Genomic DNA, 22,874 nt, shown 5'->3' with positions numbered 1-22,874 from the left:
AAGAGAATGTATTCAAGGGGTAAGTATATGTATACAATTACTGAGTTTTCACGGATTTGTAAAATGAGTACACGGATGTTAAGACATTATGATAAAGAGGAAATATTGAAACCGGCATATGTAAATCCAGTTAATGGATATAGATATTATGAGCAAGGGCAGCTAGAGATAGCGTTGAAAATTAAAAAGCTGAGGGAGTACAAGTTTCCTTTGCCGAAAATTAAAGTCATTCTCCAGTCATCAGATCAAAATTCATTTATTCAGCATATGCAAGCGCAAATTGTAGAATTGTCTCATGAGGTAAAACAAAATTTACAGGTTATTTCTGAAATGAATGAAATGGTTAATATGAATCATGCTTTAAATATTGCTCGTCATAGAAATTACGATATATTAATGGGAACGAGAAATGAAATAACAGTAATTGCTCAAAGGTTACAAATAGATATAGATGATATGGATGATTATTTCTATGATTTATATGAAGAAGTACAAAAAAATAACTTTCAAATAGTTGGTTCGCCTTCTAGCGTCTTTTATGATGAAGAGTTTATGCCAGGCCACAGTGATATTGAATTAAGAATACCGATTATGGATGGAGACAATAAAAGTGTATTACAAGGGTGCGAAATAAAAAAGATACACCAACATCAAATTATTACCACTATGCATTATGGCAGCTATGACTATATAGGTTATGCTTATATGGCGTTAGAAGAGTGGGTGGAAAGGAACGGTTATATAATTGATGGTCATCCATATGAAGTCTATATAAAAGGGCCTGAATGTGATTGTTTAGCAGAAGAGTATGTGACACAAATTTGTTTTTTAGTTATGAAAATAGACTGAGAATAAGGATTGACATTAACATTATGTCAATCCTTATTCTATTTATGTAAGTAATTTATCATAATAAAAAGGAGAAAGAATATGAAAAAAACAATCATGATTATTTGTCTGATTCTAAGTATGACATGGATTTCAGCATGTACTCCTGGAGTAGGAGAAGGGGAGAATGGTAACTTTGTTCTACCTAATCAGTTGCCCAAAAATGTAGTGTTTAAAAATGGTACAATCTATACTGCAAATGGAAAGCAAGACATTGTAGAGGCTGTAGCTGTTAAAGAAGGAAAAATTACATTTGTTGGTTCAAATAAGGATGTAGAGAGGTTTATAAATGAAGATACGAAAGTGGTGGATTTACAAGGACGTTTTATCCTCCCTGGTTTTGTGGACAATCATAATCATATATTTGAAGCGAAATCACCAGCAGCAGGGAATTGTAGTGTCTCACCAGATGCTTCGCTGCAAAAACAACGCTCGTATTTAAAGGCTTGTAAAAAAGATGTGAAAGATGGCGAATGGATAAGTGGAACAGGATTCAGTTTGGAAGAGCTGTTAAAAGATATGGATGAAAAATCAGAACATCAAACCCCATTACAAGTTCTTGATGAGTTATTTCCTAATAATCCCGTATTAATTATGGAAAGGACCTCTCACTCTGTATGGGTTAACTCGAAGGCATTGGAGTTAGCGGGAATAAATAAAGATACGAAAGATCCGCAAGGCGGAAGAATTATTCGGGATCCAGAGACAGGAGAACCTTTTGGGATTCTTTATGATACAGCAGGAGATATCGTAATGGAAAAAGCATGGAATTCTCAGCCCAATCTCTTTGAAAAAAATTATGAAGGTTTGTTAGACGGATTAGATGAGGTTGCTAAGAATGGTATTACTACAGTCGGCGATGGACGTCTCTATTGGAAACGAGGCTGGTTAGATGTTTGGAATAAAGTAAATGATGAGAAAAAGTTAACATCGCGAGTAGTACTTCGTCCGTGGGTATATCCGAATTTAAATGAAGCAGAACAAATGGAGTATTTCAAAAAAATTAAGCGTGATGATGTATCATCTCGAATGCTTATTAATCAAGTGAAGATGTATAGTGATGGAATTAGTATTAATAGTACAGCTAAAATACTAGAAAAATATAAATTTGAGTGGTTTAAAGGAACGCCGTATGGTTTGAACTATATTCCAGAAGAAAAAATGAAATGGTGGTTGACGGAACTGAATAAACTTGGTTACGGTGCACTCATTCATACGATTGGAGATGGCGGGGTAAGAGAGAGTTTAAATGCAATTGAAGCAGCGAAAAAAGAAGGGGCGAATCAGCCTTATACGCTCACACATGTTGAAATGGTAGAAGATAGTGATATAAATCGTTTTGCTAAGTTAGGTGTTAGTGCTGATTTTCAGGTAGGGCATGATTTTGCGGAAGACCCTAAACAAGGATGGGCAAGTACGTATTTTTCAGATCAACAGATGAAACGAATTATGCCGCTAGGACGAATTTGGAAAACAGGTGCAAATGTATCGCTTAGTAGTGATTGGGATGTAAACGAACTGAATCCGCTTGTGACGATTTCGAATGCATTAAGCATTGATGACAAGGGTTTGTCTGATGTATATGCAGCTATTGATGCCTATACAATTAAGCCAGCTAAAGCATTAGGTCTTGATAACATCACTGGCTCAATTGAAGTAGGGAAATCAGCTGATATGGTATTACTAAATGAAGATATTACTAAAATGAAGGCCGATAAGATTCCGAATGCGAAAGTTTTGGTGACGGTTTTACAAGGAGAAATAGTGTATCACAAGAAGAAGTAAAGAGTCACCTTATAAAGTTTCTACAAGTAAATGAATATATTCCTGTTGACCTTAACACGATGTCAAAGTTTAGACTGAACTTACATTCGAAGAAGGGGTGAACATGTATGAAAAGTATGGAAAATAGTTTGTTTTATATGCCAGCTGAGTGGGAAAAGCATGAGGGGACATGGCTCCAATGGCCTCATGATAAAGCGCATAGAGGTGAAGGTTACAAAGCTAAGTTAGATGATATTTGGGTAGCGATGGCAAAGGAACTTCATTACGGTGAAAATGTGCATATTGTTGTATGTGATGAGGAAGAGAAAGTACATGTCCAATCAAAGTTAATGGAAGAAAAAGTAAATATAGATAAAATTGATTTCTTAGTTCAGGAAACTGATGATGTTTGGATAAGAGATAATGGACCGATCTTTGTGAAAGATAAAGAGGGAAATCTCCGCCTAACACACTGGGTATTTAATGGTTGGGGGGATAAATATCCGTATGAAAATGATGCTATTATACCAACTAAAATAAGTGAAAGGTATAGTATTCCAAAAGTTGAATCTAGTGTCTGTATAGAGGGCGGAGGAATTGAGGTAAACGGAAACGGGACCTTAATGGCAGCGAAAACTTCTATTATAAATGAGAATCGAAATCCTACACGAAGTCAGAAAGAGATTGAAACGGAGTTGACCAAATATTTAGGAGTAACGAATTTTATATGGATAACCGGTATTCGCGGTGAGGATAATTATGATGAAGATACAGATTATCATATTGATGGTGCAGCACGTTTTGTAAATGAAAATACAATTCTTTATGAATATGATCCTTTCGGGGAAAGTGAATCATACCTTTTGGAAGCGTATGAAAAGCATTATCAAGAATTGCGACAGTCAAGAAATATAGATGGAAAGCCATTTCAGCTCATACCAGTACCGGTGACAAGAAGAATGGTAAAAGAAGCAGACTGTAAGGGCTCATATTTGAATTTTTATATTGGAAATGAAGTTGTATTAGTTCCTATATATGGCGATGAGCATGACAAGTTAGGGCTTCAAATCATTGAAGGGCAGTTTCCGGGAAGAAGAATTGTCGGCATTTATGTAAATGAGCTGTTTGCATATGGTGGCATGATTCATTGCGTAACGCAGCAACATTTAGCATAAAGTAACCCAAATGAAAAAAGCATGCAGAGTATATACTCTGCATGCTTTTTATAATGCTGAAAACTCTTCAACAAGTGAGCTGAAACGATTTAGTGCACTTTCAATCGGTTCTGGCGTAGTTAAATCAACACCAGCTTTTTTCAGTAGATTTAATGGATAGTCAGAACTTCCACCTTTAAGGAATTCAATATAATGTTTTTGAGCATTTGGATCGCCGCTCAATAACTTATCAGCAATTTGGATTGCAGAAGCGAATCCAGTTGCATATTTGTACACGTAAAATGGACGATAAAAATGCGGTATTCTAGCCCAGCCGTATTTTACTTCTTCGTCAAATACGAGAGAGTCGCCATTATACTCTCTAAACAAGTTTTCATAAACTTCGCTAAAGACTTGGGCATTTAATGGTTTACCTTGCTGCGCCATTTCATGTGTGATTTTTTCAAACTCTGCGAACATAATTTGTGTAAAGAAAGTGCCTTTAAATTTCTCGATGAAATGGTTTACTAAATGGTTACGTACATTAGCATCTTTTGCTTCTTTTAATAAATGATGAATTAATAGCACTTCATTTACTGTAGAAGCGACTTCTGCGACAAAAATAGTATAGTGTGCAGAAATTCTTGGTTGGTATCCGTGTGAGTAATGTGTATGCATACCGTGACCACATTCGTGAGTAAGGGTGAAAAGGCTATTTAAATCATCGTGATGATTTAAAAGAATGAAAGGATGAACACCATATACACCAAAGTTATAAGCACCGGAACGTTTTCCTGGCGTTTCTCTCACGTCGATATAACGTTTATCTTTAAAGCTTTTTAATGTTTCAATATATTCTTCACCTAATGGAGCTAGTGATTCGATCATCATGTCAAATGCTTTGTCATATGGAATGTCTTGTTTTACACCCGCTACTAAATCAACGCCCAAGTCGTATTGACGTAGTTCATCTACATTTAATTTTTCTTTTCGAAGTTCATTATAGGTATGTAATGATTGAATATTTTTTTTCGTCGTCTCAATTAAATTTTCATATACTTCTTTCGGAACCATGTCGCCAAATAATGACTTTTCTAAAGCTGATGGATATTTTCTTAGCTTTGAAACAGTAACATTATTTTTAATAGCAGCAGATAAAGTAGAAGCGATAGAATTCTTTAATTGAACGTATGGTTTGTAATAAGCTTTATAGGCTTCTTTACGTTTCTCGCGATTTTCATCTTCTATTAATTTTGCATACATTCCGCGCGTTAAAGCAACTTTTTCTCCATCATCAGTAGTCACTTCACCAAATAGTATATCCGCATTATTTAACATGCCATATGTATGCTGCGGAGAGGAAAGTGCTTCACCCATTTGTGATAAAATCTCTTCTTGGTCTTTATTCAATACGTGTTTTTTATAACGGTATAATTCAAATAAGTCTTCTTTATAATATTGTAAACCTTCTGCTTCTTCTATGTAAGAATGTAATGTGTTTTCATCTACGCTAAGTAAGAATGGGGAAAAGAACGATTTAGCCGCACTTACTTTCACATGTAATTGTGACACTTTATCGACAAGAGATTGAGCGTCAGTATCGCGCGTATCAAGATCAGATTGTAATCGCGCATAAGCGAACATTAAAGATATTATGCTAGAAATTTCTTCACTCTTTGTTAAATAGGCTAATAAACTGTTACCATCGTGAATATGTCCATTAAACTCGTGTAATTCTTTCGTTAATACTTCAATTTTATGAAAATCGCTTTCCCAATCTTCAATGCTATGGTATATATCCGTTAAATCCCATTTCTCTTTATCAGCTACTTGTAGTCGACCTTTAAGTTCTGTCATAATCATTTCCTTTCTAAATATGTAGTTATATTCCTATATAACTATGAAATACAACAAATTGCAAAAAATCCCTGCTGGAAAATGAAAGCCTTGCTAAAATAGCAAGGCTTTCATGCTTATAGTGTAATTCCGAATTTTGAATGTAAAAGGTTTGTATATTGCATGTCTGTAACGGTTTCTTTCGTTTTATTACCGTTCTTTGCTACTGTCAGACTATCCTTTGTTAAAGATGCATGCCCATCTTCAGTTAGTTTTACAATAAGAGGTACTTTGTTAAACGGTGAGCCCTTATGTTCGACAATAATCTTTTGTGCTGCATTTGCTTTTTCTTCATCAACTGCTTCTATATAAAATGCATAGCCTAACGTCCAATCATCAGCAGAAGATTGATCCAAAAACTCATTATTTTTACGCATCTCTAAAATGTAGTTTCCTTTTTCGGTTATTTCTTTACGAATACGATAATCTCCTGTAACGGAGTGAATGACTTCACCTGAGAAAGGAACAGGTGCAAGAGGTAAGTATGATCCGAATCCTACTTCAATTAAATAAAGTTCATTATGATGTGTTAAAACAGTTGCTATATGGCCAGAATCAACAGCCCATATAGAATTTGCAGCGTTATACACTGTTCCTGAAACGAGATGAACATCGAATCCAGAGTCTTTCAGGAAGTAATACATAGTGGGGTTGAGTTCATAACAAAGACCGCCACGGTTATTTACTAAAATTTTCTCGTTCAAATTTTCTTTTGATATTTCTTTAAAATTCTTTTCGAGAACATTTAAGTTTTCAAATGGGACAGTTTGTGCCATTGCGTACATAATGTTAGGTAAATCTTCAAATGAAACTGTGTCTTTTTCTTCTATATGTAATCTTGCAAAAAATTGCTTTTGAAAGTCGGTCATAGAAATCCCCCCGTTATGCTTTTATAGATAAATTGTAAACAATCTTGAATGAGATGTGAAATTAAAACTACGTTGAATATTTGAAGTTAGACTAAAAATAATGTGGGAGAGTGAGAGATTGCTACTTTACTAATTGTGGAACGAATATTATAATAATTCCGATAAAGTATGCAAACGTTTTCTTTGGAGGGGATGGAGTACAGATGTTTAAAAGAATAACAATAGTCGGATTATCAGTTGTTATGTTTTTACCTAGTATATATGGGGGGAGTAAAGCATATGCAGATACAGTTAACAATGGAACGCTAATGCAGTATTTTGAGTGGTACGCTCCGAATGATGGGAATCATTGGAATCGTTTGCGTACTGATGCTGAAAATTTAGCGCAAAAAGGCATTACATCTGTTTGGATACCACCTGCATATAAAGGAACTACGCAAAATGACGTAGGATATGGAGCATATGATTTATATGATTTAGGTGAATTCAATCAAAAGGGAACAGTGCGGACGAAATATGGGACGAAAGCACAATTGAAATCTGCAATTGACGCTTTACATAAGAAAAACATCGATGTATACGGTGATGTAGTTATGAATCATAAAGGTGGGGCTGATTATACGGAAACTGTCACAGCAGTTGAGGTAGACCCGAGCAATCGAAATGTTGAAGTATCAGGTGATTATGAAATTAGTGCGTGGACGGGATTTAACTTTCCGGGGCGTGGAGATTCTTATTCTAATTTCAAATGGAAATGGTATCATTTTGACGGAACGGATTGGGATGAAGGAAGGAAATTAAACCGAATTTATAAATTTAGGGGCATAGGTAAAGCGTGGGACTGGGAAGTGTCTAGCGAGAATGGGAATTATGATTATTTGATGTATGCGGATCTTGATTTTGATCATCCAGATGTTGCGAATGAAATGAAAAAATGGGGAACGTGGTATGCGAATGAATTAAATTTAGATGGCTTTCGTCTAGATGCTGTTAAACATATTGATCATGAATATTTGCGCGATTGGGTAAATCATGTCAGACAGCAAACGGGGAAAGAAATGTTTGCAGTAGCTGAATATTGGCAAAATGATATCCAGACTTTAAATAATTATTTAGCGAAGGTCAACTATAATCAATCTGTGTTCGATGCACCACTTCATTATAATTTTCATTATGCTTCAAAAGGAAATGGGAATTATGATATGAGAAATATTTTAAAAGGAACAGTAGTTGCGAATCATCCTACACTTGCAGTTACGCTAGTTGAAAATCATGATTCACAGCCTGGTCAGTCATTGGAATCTGTAGTGAGCCCTTGGTTCAAACCGTTGGCATATGCATTTATTTTAACGCGTGCAGAGGGATATCCTTCTGTTTTCTATGGTGATTACTATGGTACAAAAGGAAATAGTAACTATGAAATTCCAGCGTTAAAGGACAAAATTGATCCGATTTTAACGGCACGAAAAAACTTTGCATATGGTACGCAGCGTGATTATTTTGATCATCCAGATGTGATTGGCTGGACAAGAGAAGGTGATAGTGTACATGCTAATTCTGGTTTAGCAACATTAATCTCTGATGGACCAGGAGGGGAAAAGTGGATGGATGTTGGAAAGAATAACGCAGGGGAAGTATGGTACGATATTACGGGTAATCAAACAAATACTGTAACAATTAATAAGGACGGATGGGGACAGTTCCATGTAAGTGGGGGATCAGTTTCTATATATGTTCAGAGGTAGGTTTCCACCTTCCTTTTTACATGCTGCATAGTTATAAAGGTATGACACCTTTACTTCTTACAAAACATATAGTATGATGATTTCAGTAAATTAGATTTCAATGACTATAATATAAATTAATGAGAGGTGCTTTTTGTGAGTGCGGTAGGTACTAAATAGGAAAAATTTAATGAAATAAATCGGATAAGACCAGGGGATTTTTATGTATAGCATACCCCTAATTTTGTCATGGATTTATTTCGATACCTATGAAGATACCTACAATACTTTATAAAGCGTGTAATAAGAGGAGTGCCATCCGTTTTTTTATGGCTTATTTCCTCATATGTTATTACACATGCCTTGTAAATGTAAAAGCTGCGGTATCCCCGCAGCTTTTTTGTATATATATTTAATGTATAAAAATGGTAATTGAATAATGTAGAGCTCATTGGAATCTAATGGGTAGGTATCTTCATTTATGATAAAAATCAATCATAGTGAGGAGAAACAAAATGAATACGATGACTTTTGAAAAGTTACAATATAACGAATTAAAGGATATAGTGAAATCTTATTGTGTAAGTGGATTAGGTAAGGAATTATTAAACAAATTAGAGCCGAGTACGAGTATAAAAGTAGTGAGGAATCGCTTGAATGAAACGACAGAAGCACGAGCTATATTAGATGCAGAAGGGCATGTTCCTTTCTTCGGCATTTCTAATATTGCTAGTACAATTCAAAAAATAGAAAAAGGGCTGATTTTAGATCCAGAAGAATTAGTAAGTGTTTCTGACTTTTTACGTGGCTGTAGAAAGATTAAAAAATTTATGTTAGATAAAGAATTTTTTGCGCCAGTATTGGCTTCTTATGCAAATTCAATGACTGAATATAAAAGTATTGAAGAGGAAATTAACTTTTCAATTAAAGGTAATAGTATTGATGCAGCTGCAAGTAAAGAGTTAAAACGAATTCGAAATAACATTGATTCGGTAGATGGGAAAATAAAAGAACGTTTAACGAAGTTTTTAAATAGTAGTGCAAATAAGAAGTATATTCAAGAATTCTTTATTAGTAAGAAGGATGATAGGTATACGATTCCAATTAAATCTTCTTATAAAAATCAAGTTGCGGGAAGTATAGTTGAAGCGTCCGCTAAAGGTTCTACTGTATTTATAGAACCGCATACGGTTACGAAATTGAATGCAGAATTAGCAGGTTTGAAAGCAGAAGAAGCGGTTGAAGAGTATCAGATTTTAGCGACTTTATCAGGAATGGTGTTAGAAAACATTTATAGTATAAAGATTAACATGGAGCTAATTAGTCAGTATGATATGGTATTTGCGAAAGCGAAGTTTAGTAAATCAATTGATGGAATAGAGCCGAAATTAAATGATCATGGCTACATTCATTTAGTAAATTGTAAGCATCCGCTTTTAAATGGGAAAGTAGTACCGTTACACTTTGAAATCGGTCAAGACTATCGTAGTTTAATTATTACAGGACCAAATGCGGGCGGGAAGACAATTGTATTAAAAACAATCGGATTGTTAACATTAGCGACAATGTCAGGTCTGCATATTGCTGGAGATAAAGAAACAGAAATTGCTATTTTCGAAAATGTATTTGTAGATATTGGTGATAATCAAAGTATTGAAAATGCACTAAGTACATTTTCATCTCATATGAAAAATCTATCCGAGGTTATGAGGATGGCAAATAATAATACGTTGCTATTATTTGATGAAATAGGAAGCGGGACTGAACCGAATGAAGGAGCAGCACTTGCAATTTCTATTTTAGAAGAGTTGTACCTTGCAGGATGTATTACAGTTGCGAGTACGCATTACGGTGAAATTAAACGCTTCTCAGAAATGCACGATGATTTTATGAATGCAGCAATGCAATTTAATAGTGAGACATTAGAGCCTCTATATAAAATAGTGATCGGTAAATCAGGGGAAAGTAATGCACTTTGGATTGCGAATAAAATGAGCGTAAAAGAACATGTACTGAAAAGAGCGAAAGAGTATATGGGAAATAAAGAGTACGCTTTAGAAAAAGTGAATGAAAGTAAAATTAGAAAACCGAAATTCGTGCAAGAAAAAAGAGAAAACCATTACGAGTATAAAATCGGCGATCGTGTAAATGTATTAGATTATGATGATTTTGGTATTATCTATAAGGAAATAGATAATTTCTATAACGTCGTTGTATATTATAACGGTGAATTCGTTGAAGTGAATGTAAAACGTATTACGTTAGAGGTAGCGGCAAAAGAATTATACCCAGAGGGATACGATTTAAATACACTATTTGTCGATTATAAAGAAAGAAAAATGCAGCATGATATTGAACGCGGATCGAAAAAAGCGCTTCGTAAAATCCAAAAAGAAATAAGAAAGAATAGAGGATAATATAGAATGGTAACGATTAGACAAGAACAAAAAAACGATTATAGAAAAACAGAAGAAGTTGTACAACAAGCATTTTTACATGAAGAATTTAGTGATAAAACAGAACATGAACTTGTAAAACGTATTAGAGAATGTGAAGCATTTGTTCCTGCATTATCAATTGTTGCGGTAGATGAGGAAATAGTCGGTCACATTATGTTATCCAAAATTAAGATAGAACAGAATGGAACTTCTGTAGAATCATTAGCACTTGCACCGGTTTCAGTTGCTAGGGGCCATCAGAAAAAAGGAATTGGTGGAAAGCTTATTGTAGCTGCTTTAGATAAAGCGAAAGACCTTGGATACGGGTCAGTTGTAGTATTAGGACATCCAGAGTACTATCCGAAATTTGGTTTTAAGAAAGCAAGTGAATGGAATATAAAAGCACCATTTGAAGTGCCAGATGAAGTGTTTATGGTAATGGAATTAAGGGAAAATGCTCTTGAAGGTGTAGAAGGAATGGTGCAATATTCGAGTGCTTTTGCTGAGTAGGAAAATCGGTTAAGAAATGTAATTATAAAAGACGCTATCTTTTTGTAGGGATATACAGAAAGATAGCGTTTTTTTAGTAAGAATATTACTGACGTATATTTTGCTCTATGAATAATTAAGATGGTAAAATTGATTTAGCAATGTAAAGGGAGCGAAGAGAATGAATAAGCGAGAAACAGAGAGAAATGAGAATGCAGTTACGTTATATGTTACAAGACACGGTAAAACAATATTAAATACGAATCATCGCGCGCAAGGTTGGGCAGACTCTCCGTTAGTAGAAAAAGGTGTGGAAGTTGCCACTAATTTAGGAACAGGATTAAAAGATATTCATTTTACGAATGCGTATAGTAGTGACAGCGGCCGCGCAATTGAAACTGCTAATTTAGTATTAAAATATAGTGAGCAGTCAAAATTGAAACTTGAGCAAAGAAAAGATTTACGAGAATTGAATTTCGGTATTTTTGAAGGTGAAAAGCTTGAAAATATGTGGGATGTAGTTGGAAAAGCTGCAGGCGTTTCGTCACCAGAAGAACTCATGAAGTTTTCTATTCAAGAAGTTATTGATCTTATTAGAGCAGCAGATCCTACGAAACAAGCGGAAGATTGGGAGTTGTTTTCTACTCGTATAAAAGCAGAGATTGATCAAATTAGTGAAGAAGCTGCTAAAAATGGCGGCGGTAACGTATTAGTTGTCGTTCATGGGCTTTTGATTACTGCCTTAATAGAAATGTTAGACAGTAGCAAAACAAAACTTGGAGTGGAAAACGCTAGTGTGACGAAGGTTGTATATCAAGGTGGAACATATACAGTCGAGTCAGTTGGAGATATGAGCTATGTTGCAAAAGGGAAAGAAAGTGTGGAAATATAATACTATCTCAAATAGATATAAGAAAAGGAAGGTAGAGAAATCTAGCTTCCTTTTGTGTATTATGGGATTAATAAAATCTTCCCAGTACTTTTACGGCTTTCTAATAATTCATGAGCACGGGCACCGTCTTGTAAAGAGAATGTAGTAGGACCCGCAATGTTTAATTTTCCACTAGCGATCCAATCAAATAATTGAGTAGAGCGCTGCTTACGTTCTTCAAAAGTAGTAAGCACGTTCCAAAGGTCTCCGCCAGTTAACGTTTTTGAAGTATCCATAAGCATACGCGGATCAACGGGCGCAGGATTACCGCCAGCCATTCCGTAAAATACGACAGTACCACTAGTTTTAGTAGCGTTAAAACTTTCCTCTAATGTAGAGCCTACTGATTCATATACAACATTTACTCCAGTACCATTTGTTATTTCAAGTACTTTTGAAGGCCATGATTCAGTATACAAAAATACGTGATCAGCGCCAGCTAACGTGGCTACTTTTGCTTTTTCGTTTGATGACGTAAGGCCGATTACTGTTCCGCCTAGTAGTTTAATCATTTGAATAAGAAGTTGCCCAACGCCACCAGCCGCAGCGTGTACTAAAGCTATATCACCTTGTTTTATTTGATAGCTATCTTTCGTTAAATAGTGTGCAGTTAATCCTTGTAATAATACAGAAGCGGCTGTTTCAAAAGAAATAGATTTAGGAAGTGGGATTGCTTTCTCTGATGGAACAGCTACTAGTTCTGCGTTTGCAAATGGGACGTCCGTAAATGCAATACGGTCTCCTGGGTTGATAGTAGTAACGTCAGCTCCTACTTCTTCAACAATTCCAGCTCCTTCATAGCCTAATATATAAGGTGGATTGCCAGCGAGATGATAATCGCCGCGGCGTCTATAAATATCAGCGAAGTTTAATCCGATTGCTTTCGTACGGACAAGAATTTCATTTGGATTTATGATTGGATCATGTATTTCTTTATATTGTAGTACATCTGGATTTCCAAACTGTTCGAAACAAAGTGCTTTCATATGGAATACCTCCATTTTTATTGTTTGTCGATGCTCTTTATCATACAATACAAATATCGATAGAAAAAGAAGATTATTTCGATGTAATCAATCGGAAATATCGATCGAAAAGAGGTATGGTAAATGGAGATAAAACAATTAATTACATTTAAAGTAGCGGCAGATACTTTGAACTTTACACAAACTGCGAAGAAATTAAACTTTGCTCAATCGAGCGTAACGGCGCAAATTAAAACGTTAGAAGCTGAGTTAGGTACGCCGTTATTTGAAAGGTTAGGAAAACGTCTTTTCTTAACTGAAGCAGGCAGAAAGTTTCAACTATATGCTGATAAGATGATTGCACTTAGTAACGAAGCAAAAATGGCTGTGAAAGATGATGAGGAACTAGCAGGTACGTTAATAATTGGTGCACAAGAAAGTCAGTGTACATATAGACTTCCATCCATATTAAAGAAATTTAAAGCGCAATTTCCACAAATAAAACTTATATTTAAACCCGCACACTCCAATAAAGATGCGAAGGAACAATTGATGGAGGGGAAAGTAGATCTTGCATTTATTTTAGACGAATGTAAAACAGAAGATGCTTTGCATGTGGAACCACTTATGAAAGAAGAATTAAAAGTAGTAGCTGCTCCAGGGCATCGTTTATTTCAGCAAACTCCCGTTTCTATAAAAGATTTAGAGAAGGAAACACTTTTGTTAACAGAACTTGGTTGCTCGTATCGGACTTTATTTGAAGAGTTATTTCGCAGGGAAGACGTATATCCAGCAAATAAGATTGAATTTGTTAGTGTCGAGGCAATTAAACAATGTGTTATTGCAGATTTAGGTATAGCAGTTTTACCAGCAATAGTAGTAGAAAAAGATATACGAGAAGGGACGATAAAAGAGTTACATTTAGAAAATGCAATCTCTCCGATTTATACACAAATTGCTTGGCATAAAGATAAATGGATGACAGCGCCGTTACAGCAATTTATTGATGTAACGAGGGAGTCTTTTACAAAGAAGTAAGTGGAGAAATATTTGTTTTATACGAAAGAAGAATAGCACTTTTGTATAGAGAAAACCGATACTTGGATGAAACAAGTATCGGTTCTTTATAGCATATTTTTATAATCACTTTTAAGTATGGCCATAATAATTTCATCCGAGTATGTATCGTTATAAAATAAAGATTGACGTAAAGTTCCTTCTTTTATAAACCCAACCTTTTCATAAGCTCTAATTCCACGTAAGTTATGGCTAAATACTTCTAACTGTAAACGATTTAATGTGAGTTGTTCAAAAACAAACTTTAAAACTATTTTAATAGCTTCAGTTCCATATCCTTTTCCGGTTAAGGGAATAGAAATCATCGATATTCTGAATACTGCTTTTTGGTTCTCCTCATCGATATTTAAAATCGATAACTCTCCAATCATTTCGTCATTGCCTTTCAAGCAAATAGCGAAATCATAGCGACTTGAATCATTATTTATATTTTCTATATGTTTCTTAATTTGTTCTAATGAAAAAGTAGGCTTGGTCCCAGTCATATATCTTATTTCTTTATCCATCGTACTTTCTAATATAATGGGTGCATCTAGTTCACAAAGGGGCCTTAAATAAATTCTTTCACTCTCTAATCTCATTATAAATTTCTCCTTAAGTTTGGTGATAGAGTATATAAATATTTTTGCTCTACATGGAAGAAGAGTTTTATTTTGTGTATTGTTTGAAAAGTATGTGTCTTACTTTGATGTTACATGAATTTTATCATGATATGGTATACCTAAAACGAATAATAAAAGTTTTATACATAACAAAATGCATCAACGAGTTTTTTATAGATATTTTAAGCTGAAAACAAGCATGTACCAATAATCTACATTGTAGTTCAACAAGAATTAAATTATTTTATCGTCACTTTAAAAGCGCGTGTCTTTATCGTTTTTCAAAACAAGCCTTTTTTGTTTATTTATCCCCCCTTAACGGATAGTAAGACTCCACATTCGAATTGCGAATGAAGCAAAGTAGGTGGGTGGAAGTGGGCTCACTCATAAAAGCCTGATTTAGTATGGATGTTCCTTTAATGTTTTTTTTTGGGATAATTTAACATTAAATATTTTATTTTATCCAAATTTATGCTGTAATTAAAATAAAGGAGGCAAGTAAATGGGGAATGAGATTAAACGATATGTAATATGTACTTTAATAGTTACATGGACACTTTGGGGGTTATTAATTAGCTTGATAAGATTAAACATTACGACATTTGGTACACCGCTAGCGAGGATACTATTTGTTTTCGGCGGAATCATGCCGGCAATCATTGCGATTAGTCTAAAGAAAAAATATGGATCAAAAGAGGAGTTTAGAAGTTTCATTAAAAATATTGTAAATCCTAAACATCACTTTGCATGGTATATTCTAATCACTATTCTAGCTTTTATTAGCTGTTACCTTCCAACGATATTTGGTGGAGCAACGATGCAAAAACCATTATACGTGGCGTTACTTAGTTTTCCAATAATGATCGTTGGTGGTGGTCTTGAAGAAATTGGATGGAGAGGATTCTTACAACCTGCCCTTCAGAAAAGATTTTCGGCATTTTTAAGTACGGTTATTGTAAGCTTTATATGGGCAATTTGGCACTGGCCGTTATGGTTTATTCCAGGCACGAATCAAACTCAAAGGGATTTTATAGCCTTTATAATTACGACAATTGCCGTTTCTTTCTTATTAACTACAATTTTTAACGCAACTAAAAGTATTTTTATGTGTCTAATTTTTCATGCGCTTCTGAATTCTTTTTGGAGTGTGTACGTGCCAAATGATAAAATTTTACCAGCATTTTCAACTTTATTTTTCGGAATATTCGTATTTATTTTGTGCAAAGTTGTAATAAAAAGAAAGAACCTCTTATTGATTAGGTAACTGCAATAATAAAAGGAAACATATTAATATATTTTTTTTTGGATATGAAACTAATAAATAAGAACACGACACAAACATAATTAAAATAACATACAAGTTTGTGCCGCAAAAAAATTGCAGAACTATAAACAACATCAAAAAGAATGAAGAGCCTTTTCATATATAAACAATGCTAACGACAGTTATAGTAGTTGAGTTGTTAGAATTAACTAAGATCTGTATCAGGAGGAGTGTATCCGAGGTGACGAGCCATGGATACGATTTGTCCTTTATGATGAAACTCATGCGTTTCTGTATGAGTTAAAAGCCATAGCGGTGTTGTACTCCAAGGTTCTTTTTGCCATTTCACTTCATTGGCTATATTTTCGAGCCAACGGTCATTGTATTCATCTAAAAAACGTTGTACAGTCTCATCTACTAACTTAAATCTAGCACGGACTATTGCCACATCTGCATGCTCAATTTCATAATCACTAGCGAATGAAAAATCTGCTCGTTTTTGCTTGAATGCGAATGATCCAAGCCAGTATCGATAGCAATCGGCTACATGAATATGCGTCTTTATAATGCTACCGTTCCCGAAATTAGGAACAGTGCTATGTAATTTTTCTAGTGGGATTTCTTCCAAAAACGAAAATAGAGTTTCTCTTGTAGCGCTAATAAGATTATATTGCTGTTTTAAAACATGTAACATGAAATTAACACTCCTCTTTTATTTACTAAACTATTTGTGTAGTAAGTAATTCTATATTTACGAGAGGTGAACCTTTTTATTATTTTTACTAAGCAAATTAGATGTATTTCTTCATTGTTTCTGATAAATTAAACAAAGTGAAACTTTAATAAGTTGAACATTCTTAGTTCATAATAAATTGTACATCAAGAAGGGGAACGATAAAATGAATAGACTAGTGGGTTTAAAACAATTTGAAATGACGCGCGGGGCGTTAGTTAAATTTATGGAAACGTTAGATGATAAAACTGCGGATACGCAGCCAGAGGGTTTTAACAATACAATTCGTTGGCATATCGGTCACGTGTTAACAGCAGCAGAAGTTTTCATGTTTGGAAAAGAATTTAAACAATTACCAACTGAATATCCAGGTATGTTTGGATATGGATCACGACCATCTAAATGGAAAACAGAAGGACCATCGTTAGAAGTATTAACGGCTCAATTAAAAGAACAAGCAAAACGTATTAACGAAATTCCAGCAGAAGCATTTGAAAATAAACTGCCAGAGCCATTCCTAGGATTGGAAACAGTAGGGGAGCTTTACGGTATGATGCTTTATCATGAAGCTGATCATATTGGGCAAATGAAAGCGATGGAACGTATTATTAAAGCTCTTTAGTCTTAATTGCATATAACAAGCAATACAGTTGTAATGTTAAATAATATATACAAAAAAAGGTAGATAAATTATTATCTACCTTTTTTGTATAACTTCTTGAAGGATTAGGGATTATCATCGTGGTGCTGATGAAGAAGGATAAGAGAATTTTATAATTTTTATGGTGTGATTATTAATTATAGTATTCCTAAATATGGAATATACGTATAATAATAGAGAAGAACTAGAAATAGGGGTGAATACTATGATTACATTAGAACAAAAGTTGGAGCAATATAAACATACATATGTACAGTTAAAGGGAGAACTAAAATGGAAAACGAGTGATTCTCGAACAGGAATGATGATTGCTGCTATGTATGCAGGTAGTGATAAATTGTTTGATCTCGGACGTTTTTTAGAAATTAGTAGTTATATTAAGAATCAGGTAGGGATGTTTTCATACTTAAAGTCTTATCATCGTTTTGTAGTGGCCGCAACATTAGATATTCACTTTACAGATTACAAGAAAGCTTTTCGGAAGTTTTTAGATTTATATGAACAATTGGTCACTGGTGGCTTTAGCCGGAGTATATTTACGTATCTCGCTTCAACTGTGCTTTTAACAGAAGAAAATGAACAGCATGGCACGCAAATTCAGCGTTCGATGCAAGTATATAAACGCATGAAAGAGGATCATCTTTTTCTTACAAGTACTAATGATTATCCGCTTGCGGTTTTATTAGCAGGACAATCAGAGAATGTAGAAACACTTATGGACCGTGTAGAACGTCTGTATCAGAAACTAGCAAAAGCTGGTTTGCGTAAAGGGAATGATCTTCAATTTTTGAGTCACATTCTTTCACTAAAGAAGGATGTCCGTGAAGAAATGTTAGTTGCAACATGTACAAACATATGGAATTTGTTAAAACAAGAAAAGGTAAAAGTGAAACAGATGCATTATCCAGCTATCGGGCTACTAGCGTTACTTGAGGATGGAGAAAAAGAGATTCATTCTATTAAAGCATTTATTGAAAAATTACAGGGAGAGAAATTGTTCCGTTGGCATACAGATACAAATATTCTTATTGCTATTCAGCTGTTCGTAAGTCAGAAAGGTGAGGAAAGTAAAGCTACCAACACAGGTTTACAAACTATGATAGAAGTCCTTATACAAGCACAACAAGCAGCTATGATGGCAACGATTGCCGCTTCATCTGCAGCGACATCTGCAGCTAGTACTAGTTCATAATGTGCAACTGCTTATGCTCTTGTAATTTATAACTCCTTTGATAAGGACGGTAAAAAAGCCCATCAATCTCTAATGAGTGATGGGCTAACTATTTTTATATAATCAGTATTATCTTTTCGACTCCTTCAAATGTTTAAGTTGTGTAACAATCATAATGCTAATAACAACGAGTAAAAACCATGAGCTAATTTTGCTTAAGTGAACGAGATTCCACGCTTCACGTTGATTTGGATATTGCCATGCACCGAAAAATGTTGCGATGTTCTCTGCAATCCAAATAAAGAACCCGATAAGGAAAAAAGAGAGAACGAGTGGCATTTTATATGTAACGCCTCGTAATGAAAACTCCACAAATGTCCGAAAGAAAACGATGAATAGAAGTAAAGTTAATACCCATCTAAAGTCATATAGAAAATGATGTGTGAAAAAATTGAAGTAAATCATTGCTCCTAGAGGTATTGTAAAAATAGCCTTCGGCCAATGATGCATTTGCAAATGCAATCTTCTCCACGCTTGGCATATGTAACTCGCGACACTTGCATACATAAAGCCGCTGTAAAGTGGAACTCCAAAAACCTTTGAATATGCCTCTTCCGGATAACTCCATGAACCGAAATGTACTTTATATATTTCTAGTAAAAGGCCGATGAGATGGAAGACGGTAATTACTTTTAATTCGTCTTTCGTCTCAAGGCCAGTCTTGTACATAACCCACTGCATAAGAAGACATACGATGAGTATGAAATCATATCGGTATAACCCTGGGATCGATATGATTTTTGAAAGGGCTAGTGTTAAGAAAATAACGCCTGGGAATAAGCAGGATAATGCTTGCGCGTAAGTGAAGTGTAGTAGTTGTTTTATATATAACATTGGGTCACCTTCAATATTTTTATTTGAAAACTCAAAATAATGACTAAGTATACTACAATTTTAAAAATAAGCTAGTAGTCTATTTTGCGTGTATTTGTAAGTTTTGGAAGGGAATTGTAATAAGTATTTTAATATTGTAGCAAAGTAAAAAAATAGTTTGCTATTTAAAAAAAGTGGCGATATAATATCTAAATGAAAATGATAATTATTATCAATAATAATTACAAATAAAAAATAATTATAAAAAACAACTGAATATAAAGGATGAAATGAAACATGTTACATAAGCCTGCTGTATATGCTGGCAATAATAGCTGGCTACATATTAAGTTCATATGTTTCATGAGCTTAACAATTTTATGTTTAATCGTCTCTATATTTTTAGCTGTTGCATTTGGTGCAAAGGATATCCATTTGCAAACTGTATGGACAGCGGTTTTTGATTATAATCCGAAATTAACGCAGCACCAAATTATTTATGAATTAAGACTCCCAAGGGTAATTGGTGCAGCAGTTGTAGGAGCTGCTTTTGCGGTGGCTGGAGCTGTTATGCAAGGGGTAACACGAAATCCTTTAGCGGATGCAGGTGTGCTTGGCGTAAATGCAGGTGCGATGTTTGTAGTAGCACTTAGTTTTGCCTTTTTCCCGCATATGCCGTATTCCTATTTGATGATTGTTTCCTTTATTGGAGCAGTCTTAAGTACAGTACTCATTTTTATTATCGGATCGGCAACATCAGGCGGATTAACACCGATGAGGTTAACGATTGCTGGAGCCGTTATGGCAGCGCTTTTGCATTCGTTAAGTTCAGGTGTTGCAGGGGTTAAGTGGGAACACTTGAAATTTTTAGTTCCTATTATTCTCATAACGATTGTTTTTGCGACAGTGTTAGGGCGATCTATTTCACTCATATCAATGGGGGATGATGTTGCTACGAATTTAGGAGTAAAAACGAACCGAACGAGAATACTAGGGATGATTATAGTAGTCATTCTTGCAGGTGTATCTGTTTCAGCTGTTGGCTCTATTGGGTTTGTAGGACTAGTTATCCCGCATATTGCTAGAAAATTAGTTGGTGTGAATTATCGACTCATTATTCCTATGTCAGCATTTTTAGGAGCTATGTTATTAGTTTTAGCTGACTTAGGGGCAAGAACAGTAAACCCTCCTAAAGAACTTGCAATAGGAATTATGGTAGCTCTTGTTGGAGTTCCGTTCTTCCTCTATATAGCACGTAAAGTTGGGAGGGAGCTATAAGTGAAGGATCTTTTGAACACAGATAAAAAGAGAGCCATTACTGTAACTACAATTTTTGGTTGTATTAGTATCGCTGTCATTTTAATTAGTTTAAATACAGGGACACTGAGCATTGCACCGCTCAAAGTAATTCAAACGCTTTTCGGTTATGGTGATTTTGAGAGTGAGACCGTGCTATACGATTATCGTATGCCAAGAATTATAATCACAATGTTAGCTGGTATTGGCCTTGGGATTTCCGGTGCGATTTTGCAAGGGTTATCACGTAATGCACTTGCAGACCCTGGTATTTTAGGATTACATGCAGGTGCATCTTTCGGGCTAATTATATTCGTTACTTTCTTTCATTCTATTAATGAGAATGCATCGATTTTAATACCGTTATTTACATTTGGCGGGGGAGTACTAGCTGCATTTTTAATTATTATACTGGCTAGTGATCGGTCAAAAGGTTTACTTCCTATTAGACTTATTCTCGTTGGTATTGCTGTTTCAGCTGGATTTAGTGCGATTTCGTTATTTTTCTCTCTCAAGTTAAATGATGAGACGTATACATTCGCTTCTAGATGGTTAGTTGGTAACGTGTGGGGAAGGGATTGGATTCATGTCCTTGCATTATTACCTTGGATTTTCATACTAACCCCGTATACATGGATAAAATCTAAAACGTTAAATGCATTGTCACTAGGTGATAGTGTAGCAGCAGGGCTTGGTGTTTCTGTTCAAAAAGAACGGTTACTCCTTTTAGCTACAGCGGTTGGATTATCTTGCGCGAGTGTATCGATGGCAGGAGGAATTGGTTTTATCGGTTTAGTTGCTCCGCATATCGCAAGAAAGTTAGTAGGTACTACCTATCAGCATTTCCTTCCGCTAGCTGGCATTATTGGAATGATTATTTTAGTACTAGCAGATACGATAGGTCGTTCTATATTTGAGCCAAACTCTATTCCAGCTGGTGTAGTAGTGGCGGCATTAGGAGCACCGTATTTTCTTTATTTACTTACAAAAACAAAATAAATACTTCAAAGAGGAGAACATATGAAAAAGAAACTTACTATTTTATTTAGCATGATGTGTATTTTAGTATTAGCAGCATGTGGTCAAACGAAAGCTAATGAAGAGGCAACGAAAAAAACGGAAAAAAGTAATAATCCAAAAATCGCCTCTATGTCCATTCATTTAACAAATAATTTACTTGCATTAGGAATTACACCAGTAGGTTCTGTTATTGGTGGAGATTTAAAAGATTTCTTACCGCACGCAAAAGAGCAGTTGAAAGATACGAAGAAACTTGGTGTTGTAACAGATCCGAATATGGAAGCGTTACTTCAATTGAAGCCAACTGACATTTATGTGGATGAAAAATACGCGGGCAAAGATTTAGCGAAATACGAAAAAATTGCAAAAACACATTCTTTCAACTTAGATGAAGGCACGTGGAGAGATCAGTTAAAACAAGTTGGTAAACTTGTAAACCGTGAGAAAGAAGCGGATACATATATTCAAGATTACGAAGAGCAATCAAAACGAGTAAAAAGTTTAATAGATAAAGAATTAGGTAATAACGAAAAAGTAATGGCAATTCGTGTTACTGCAAAAGAATTACGAGTATTTAGTACGAAAAGACCGATGGGACCAATTTTATTCCAAGACTTAGGATTACAACCTGCAAATGGTGTAGAGAAAATTGATGGAAACCGTCCTTTCGAAGTCATTTCACAAGAAGTATTACCTGACTTTGATGCAGATGCTATTTTCGTTGTTGTTAACAGAGATGATAAAGCGAAAGCTGCATTTAAACAACTTCAAGAAACACCAATTTGGAAAGACTTAAAAGCTGTTAAAGGTAAGCACGTATACATTATTAATGACCAACCATGGCTTGACTATTCTGCTTTAGGTAACAAAATGGCAATGGATGAAGCGGAGAAAATGTTTACGAAATAATATAGTTTCGCTATTAGGAAAGGCCCTCTAAATTTGGAGGGCTTTTTAATATTGTTAGAATAAACGAAAAATTATACAATGAAGTTAATTTCGTGTAGAGGAGATGTGCCAATGTCAGCGCTTATTGTAAGTATCCCGTGTATAAAGCAG

The 22,874-nt window shown here is 34.9% G+C and carries 20 protein-coding genes; 14 read left to right on the top strand and 6 right to left on the bottom strand.

What is annotated here, in order from left to right; translation table 11 throughout:
• Window positions 1–27 precede the first annotated feature (27 nt).
• The 3 genes from KZZ19_RS16835 to KZZ19_RS16825 all read left to right on the top strand — a co-directional run bounded on the left by KZZ19_RS16835 (window position 28) and on the right by KZZ19_RS16825 (window position 3,827).
• On the top strand, window positions 28–849 hold the full coding sequence (locus KZZ19_RS16835) for a MerR family transcriptional regulator (RefSeq protein WP_237980741.1): 822 nt from the start codon (window positions 28–30) through the stop codon (window positions 847–849).
• An 81-nt stretch (window positions 850–930) separates the two neighbouring features.
• Window positions 931–2,673 carry an amidohydrolase gene (locus tag KZZ19_RS16830; protein WP_237980742.1) on the top strand — a complete coding sequence of 581 codons (1,743 nt, stop codon included), beginning with the start codon at window positions 931–933 and terminating at the stop codon, window positions 2,671–2,673.
• Window positions 2,674–2,780: 107 nt separating this feature from the next.
• Window positions 2,781–3,827 carry an agmatine deiminase family protein gene (locus KZZ19_RS16825; RefSeq protein WP_237980743.1) on the top strand — a complete coding sequence of 349 codons (1,047 nt, stop codon included), beginning with the start codon at window positions 2,781–2,783 and terminating at the stop codon, window positions 3,825–3,827.
• 48 nt (window positions 3,828–3,875) lie between these two features.
• Here KZZ19_RS16825 and pepF read toward each other — a convergent pair whose 3' ends face one another.
• Complete coding sequence (gene pepF, locus KZZ19_RS16820) at window positions 3,876–5,663, bottom strand: oligoendopeptidase F (protein WP_237980744.1); 1,788 nt, start codon at window positions 5,661–5,663, stop codon at window positions 3,876–3,878.
• A gap of 116 nt (window positions 5,664–5,779) precedes the next feature.
• Window positions 5,780–6,571, bottom strand: coding sequence for an arylamine N-acetyltransferase family protein (locus KZZ19_RS16815; protein ID WP_088097189.1), 792 nt, complete (start codon window positions 6,569–6,571; stop codon window positions 5,780–5,782).
• Window positions 6,572–6,774: 203 nt separating this feature from the next.
• Between KZZ19_RS16815 and amyS the strand changes: the two genes are divergently transcribed.
• From amyS to KZZ19_RS16795, 4 genes are all read left to right on the top strand, one after another.
• Complete coding sequence (amyS, locus tag KZZ19_RS16810) at window positions 6,775–8,316, top strand: alpha-amylase (RefSeq protein WP_237980745.1); 1,542 nt, start codon at window positions 6,775–6,777, stop codon at window positions 8,314–8,316.
• 494 nt (window positions 8,317–8,810) lie between these two features.
• On the top strand, window positions 8,811–10,712 hold the full coding sequence (locus KZZ19_RS16805; protein WP_237980746.1) for an endonuclease MutS2: 1,902 nt from the start codon (window positions 8,811–8,813) through the stop codon (window positions 10,710–10,712).
• A 6-nt stretch (window positions 10,713–10,718) separates the two neighbouring features.
• Entirely contained in the window at window positions 10,719–11,243 is a 525-nt protein-coding gene (locus tag KZZ19_RS16800; protein WP_098343521.1) for a GNAT family N-acetyltransferase, read from the top strand.
• A gap of 160 nt (window positions 11,244–11,403) precedes the next feature.
• Complete coding sequence (locus KZZ19_RS16795) at window positions 11,404–12,114, top strand: histidine phosphatase family protein (RefSeq protein WP_088097185.1); 711 nt, start codon at window positions 11,404–11,406, stop codon at window positions 12,112–12,114.
• A gap of 59 nt (window positions 12,115–12,173) precedes the next feature.
• Here KZZ19_RS16795 and KZZ19_RS16790 read toward each other — a convergent pair whose 3' ends face one another.
• Complete coding sequence (locus tag KZZ19_RS16790; protein WP_226545110.1) at window positions 12,174–13,139, bottom strand: quinone oxidoreductase family protein; 966 nt, start codon at window positions 13,137–13,139, stop codon at window positions 12,174–12,176.
• A gap of 123 nt (window positions 13,140–13,262) precedes the next feature.
• On the opposite strand from KZZ19_RS16790, the gene KZZ19_RS16785 reads away from it, so the two are divergent.
• Entirely contained in the window at window positions 13,263–14,156 is an 894-nt protein-coding gene (locus tag KZZ19_RS16785) for a LysR family transcriptional regulator (RefSeq protein WP_237980747.1), read from the top strand.
• Between the two features lie 86 nt (window positions 14,157–14,242).
• Here the strand turns inward: KZZ19_RS16785 and KZZ19_RS16780 are convergent, their stop codons facing one another.
• Window positions 14,243–14,776 (bottom strand): GNAT family N-acetyltransferase, encoded by a 534-nt coding sequence (locus KZZ19_RS16780; RefSeq protein WP_088097182.1) that lies wholly within the window; start codon window positions 14,774–14,776, stop codon window positions 14,243–14,245.
• A 523-nt stretch (window positions 14,777–15,299) separates the two neighbouring features.
• Between KZZ19_RS16780 and KZZ19_RS16775 the strand changes: the two genes are divergently transcribed.
• On the top strand, window positions 15,300–16,061 hold the full coding sequence (locus KZZ19_RS16775) for a CPBP family intramembrane glutamic endopeptidase (RefSeq protein WP_088097181.1): 762 nt from the start codon (window positions 15,300–15,302) through the stop codon (window positions 16,059–16,061).
• Between the two features lie 205 nt (window positions 16,062–16,266).
• Here the strand turns inward: KZZ19_RS16775 and KZZ19_RS16770 are convergent, their stop codons facing one another.
• Window positions 16,267–16,755: a DinB family protein gene (locus KZZ19_RS16770; protein ID WP_098343529.1), complete on the bottom strand. Its 489-nt coding sequence runs from the start codon at window positions 16,753–16,755 to the stop codon at window positions 16,267–16,269.
• A gap of 205 nt (window positions 16,756–16,960) precedes the next feature.
• Here KZZ19_RS16770 and KZZ19_RS16765 point away from each other — a divergent pair, with 205 nt between their 5' ends.
• The gene (locus tag KZZ19_RS16765) at window positions 16,961–17,416 is read left to right on the top strand and encodes a DinB family protein (protein ID WP_098343530.1); all 456 of its coding nucleotides are present in this window, start codon (window positions 16,961–16,963) and stop codon (window positions 17,414–17,416) included.
• 193 nt (window positions 17,417–17,609) lie between these two features.
• The gene (locus KZZ19_RS16760) at window positions 17,610–18,647 is read left to right on the top strand and encodes a DUF4003 domain-containing protein (RefSeq protein WP_237980748.1); all 1,038 of its coding nucleotides are present in this window, start codon (window positions 17,610–17,612) and stop codon (window positions 18,645–18,647) included.
• A gap of 108 nt (window positions 18,648–18,755) precedes the next feature.
• Here KZZ19_RS16760 and KZZ19_RS16755 read toward each other — a convergent pair whose 3' ends face one another.
• Window positions 18,756–19,520: a DUF817 domain-containing protein gene (locus KZZ19_RS16755; RefSeq protein WP_237980749.1), complete on the bottom strand. Its 765-nt coding sequence runs from the start codon at window positions 19,518–19,520 to the stop codon at window positions 18,756–18,758.
• 276 nt (window positions 19,521–19,796) lie between these two features.
• On the opposite strand from KZZ19_RS16755, the gene KZZ19_RS16750 reads away from it, so the two are divergent.
• The 3 genes from KZZ19_RS16750 to KZZ19_RS16740 are packed head-to-tail and all read left to right on the top strand — an operon-like array spanning window position 19,797 to window position 22,724.
• On the top strand, window positions 19,797–20,777 hold the full coding sequence (locus KZZ19_RS16750) for a FecCD family ABC transporter permease (RefSeq protein WP_237980750.1): 981 nt from the start codon (window positions 19,797–19,799) through the stop codon (window positions 20,775–20,777).
• The gene (locus KZZ19_RS16745; protein WP_071731236.1) at window positions 20,778–21,794 is read left to right on the top strand and encodes a FecCD family ABC transporter permease; all 1,017 of its coding nucleotides are present in this window, start codon (window positions 20,778–20,780) and stop codon (window positions 21,792–21,794) included. It abuts the gene before it with no gap.
• 21 nt (window positions 21,795–21,815) lie between these two features.
• On the top strand, window positions 21,816–22,724 hold the full coding sequence (locus tag KZZ19_RS16740) for an iron-hydroxamate ABC transporter substrate-binding protein (protein ID WP_237980751.1): 909 nt from the start codon (window positions 21,816–21,818) through the stop codon (window positions 22,722–22,724).
• Window positions 22,725–22,874 lie beyond the last annotated feature (150 nt).

Source organism: Bacillus thuringiensis (assembly GCF_022095615.2).
Classification (GTDB): domain Bacteria; phylum Bacillota; class Bacilli; order Bacillales; family Bacillaceae_G; genus Bacillus_A; species Bacillus_A cereus_AG.
The sequence above is the reverse complement of the archived record's forward strand: the minus strand, read 5'-3'. Positions and strand labels throughout refer to the sequence as shown.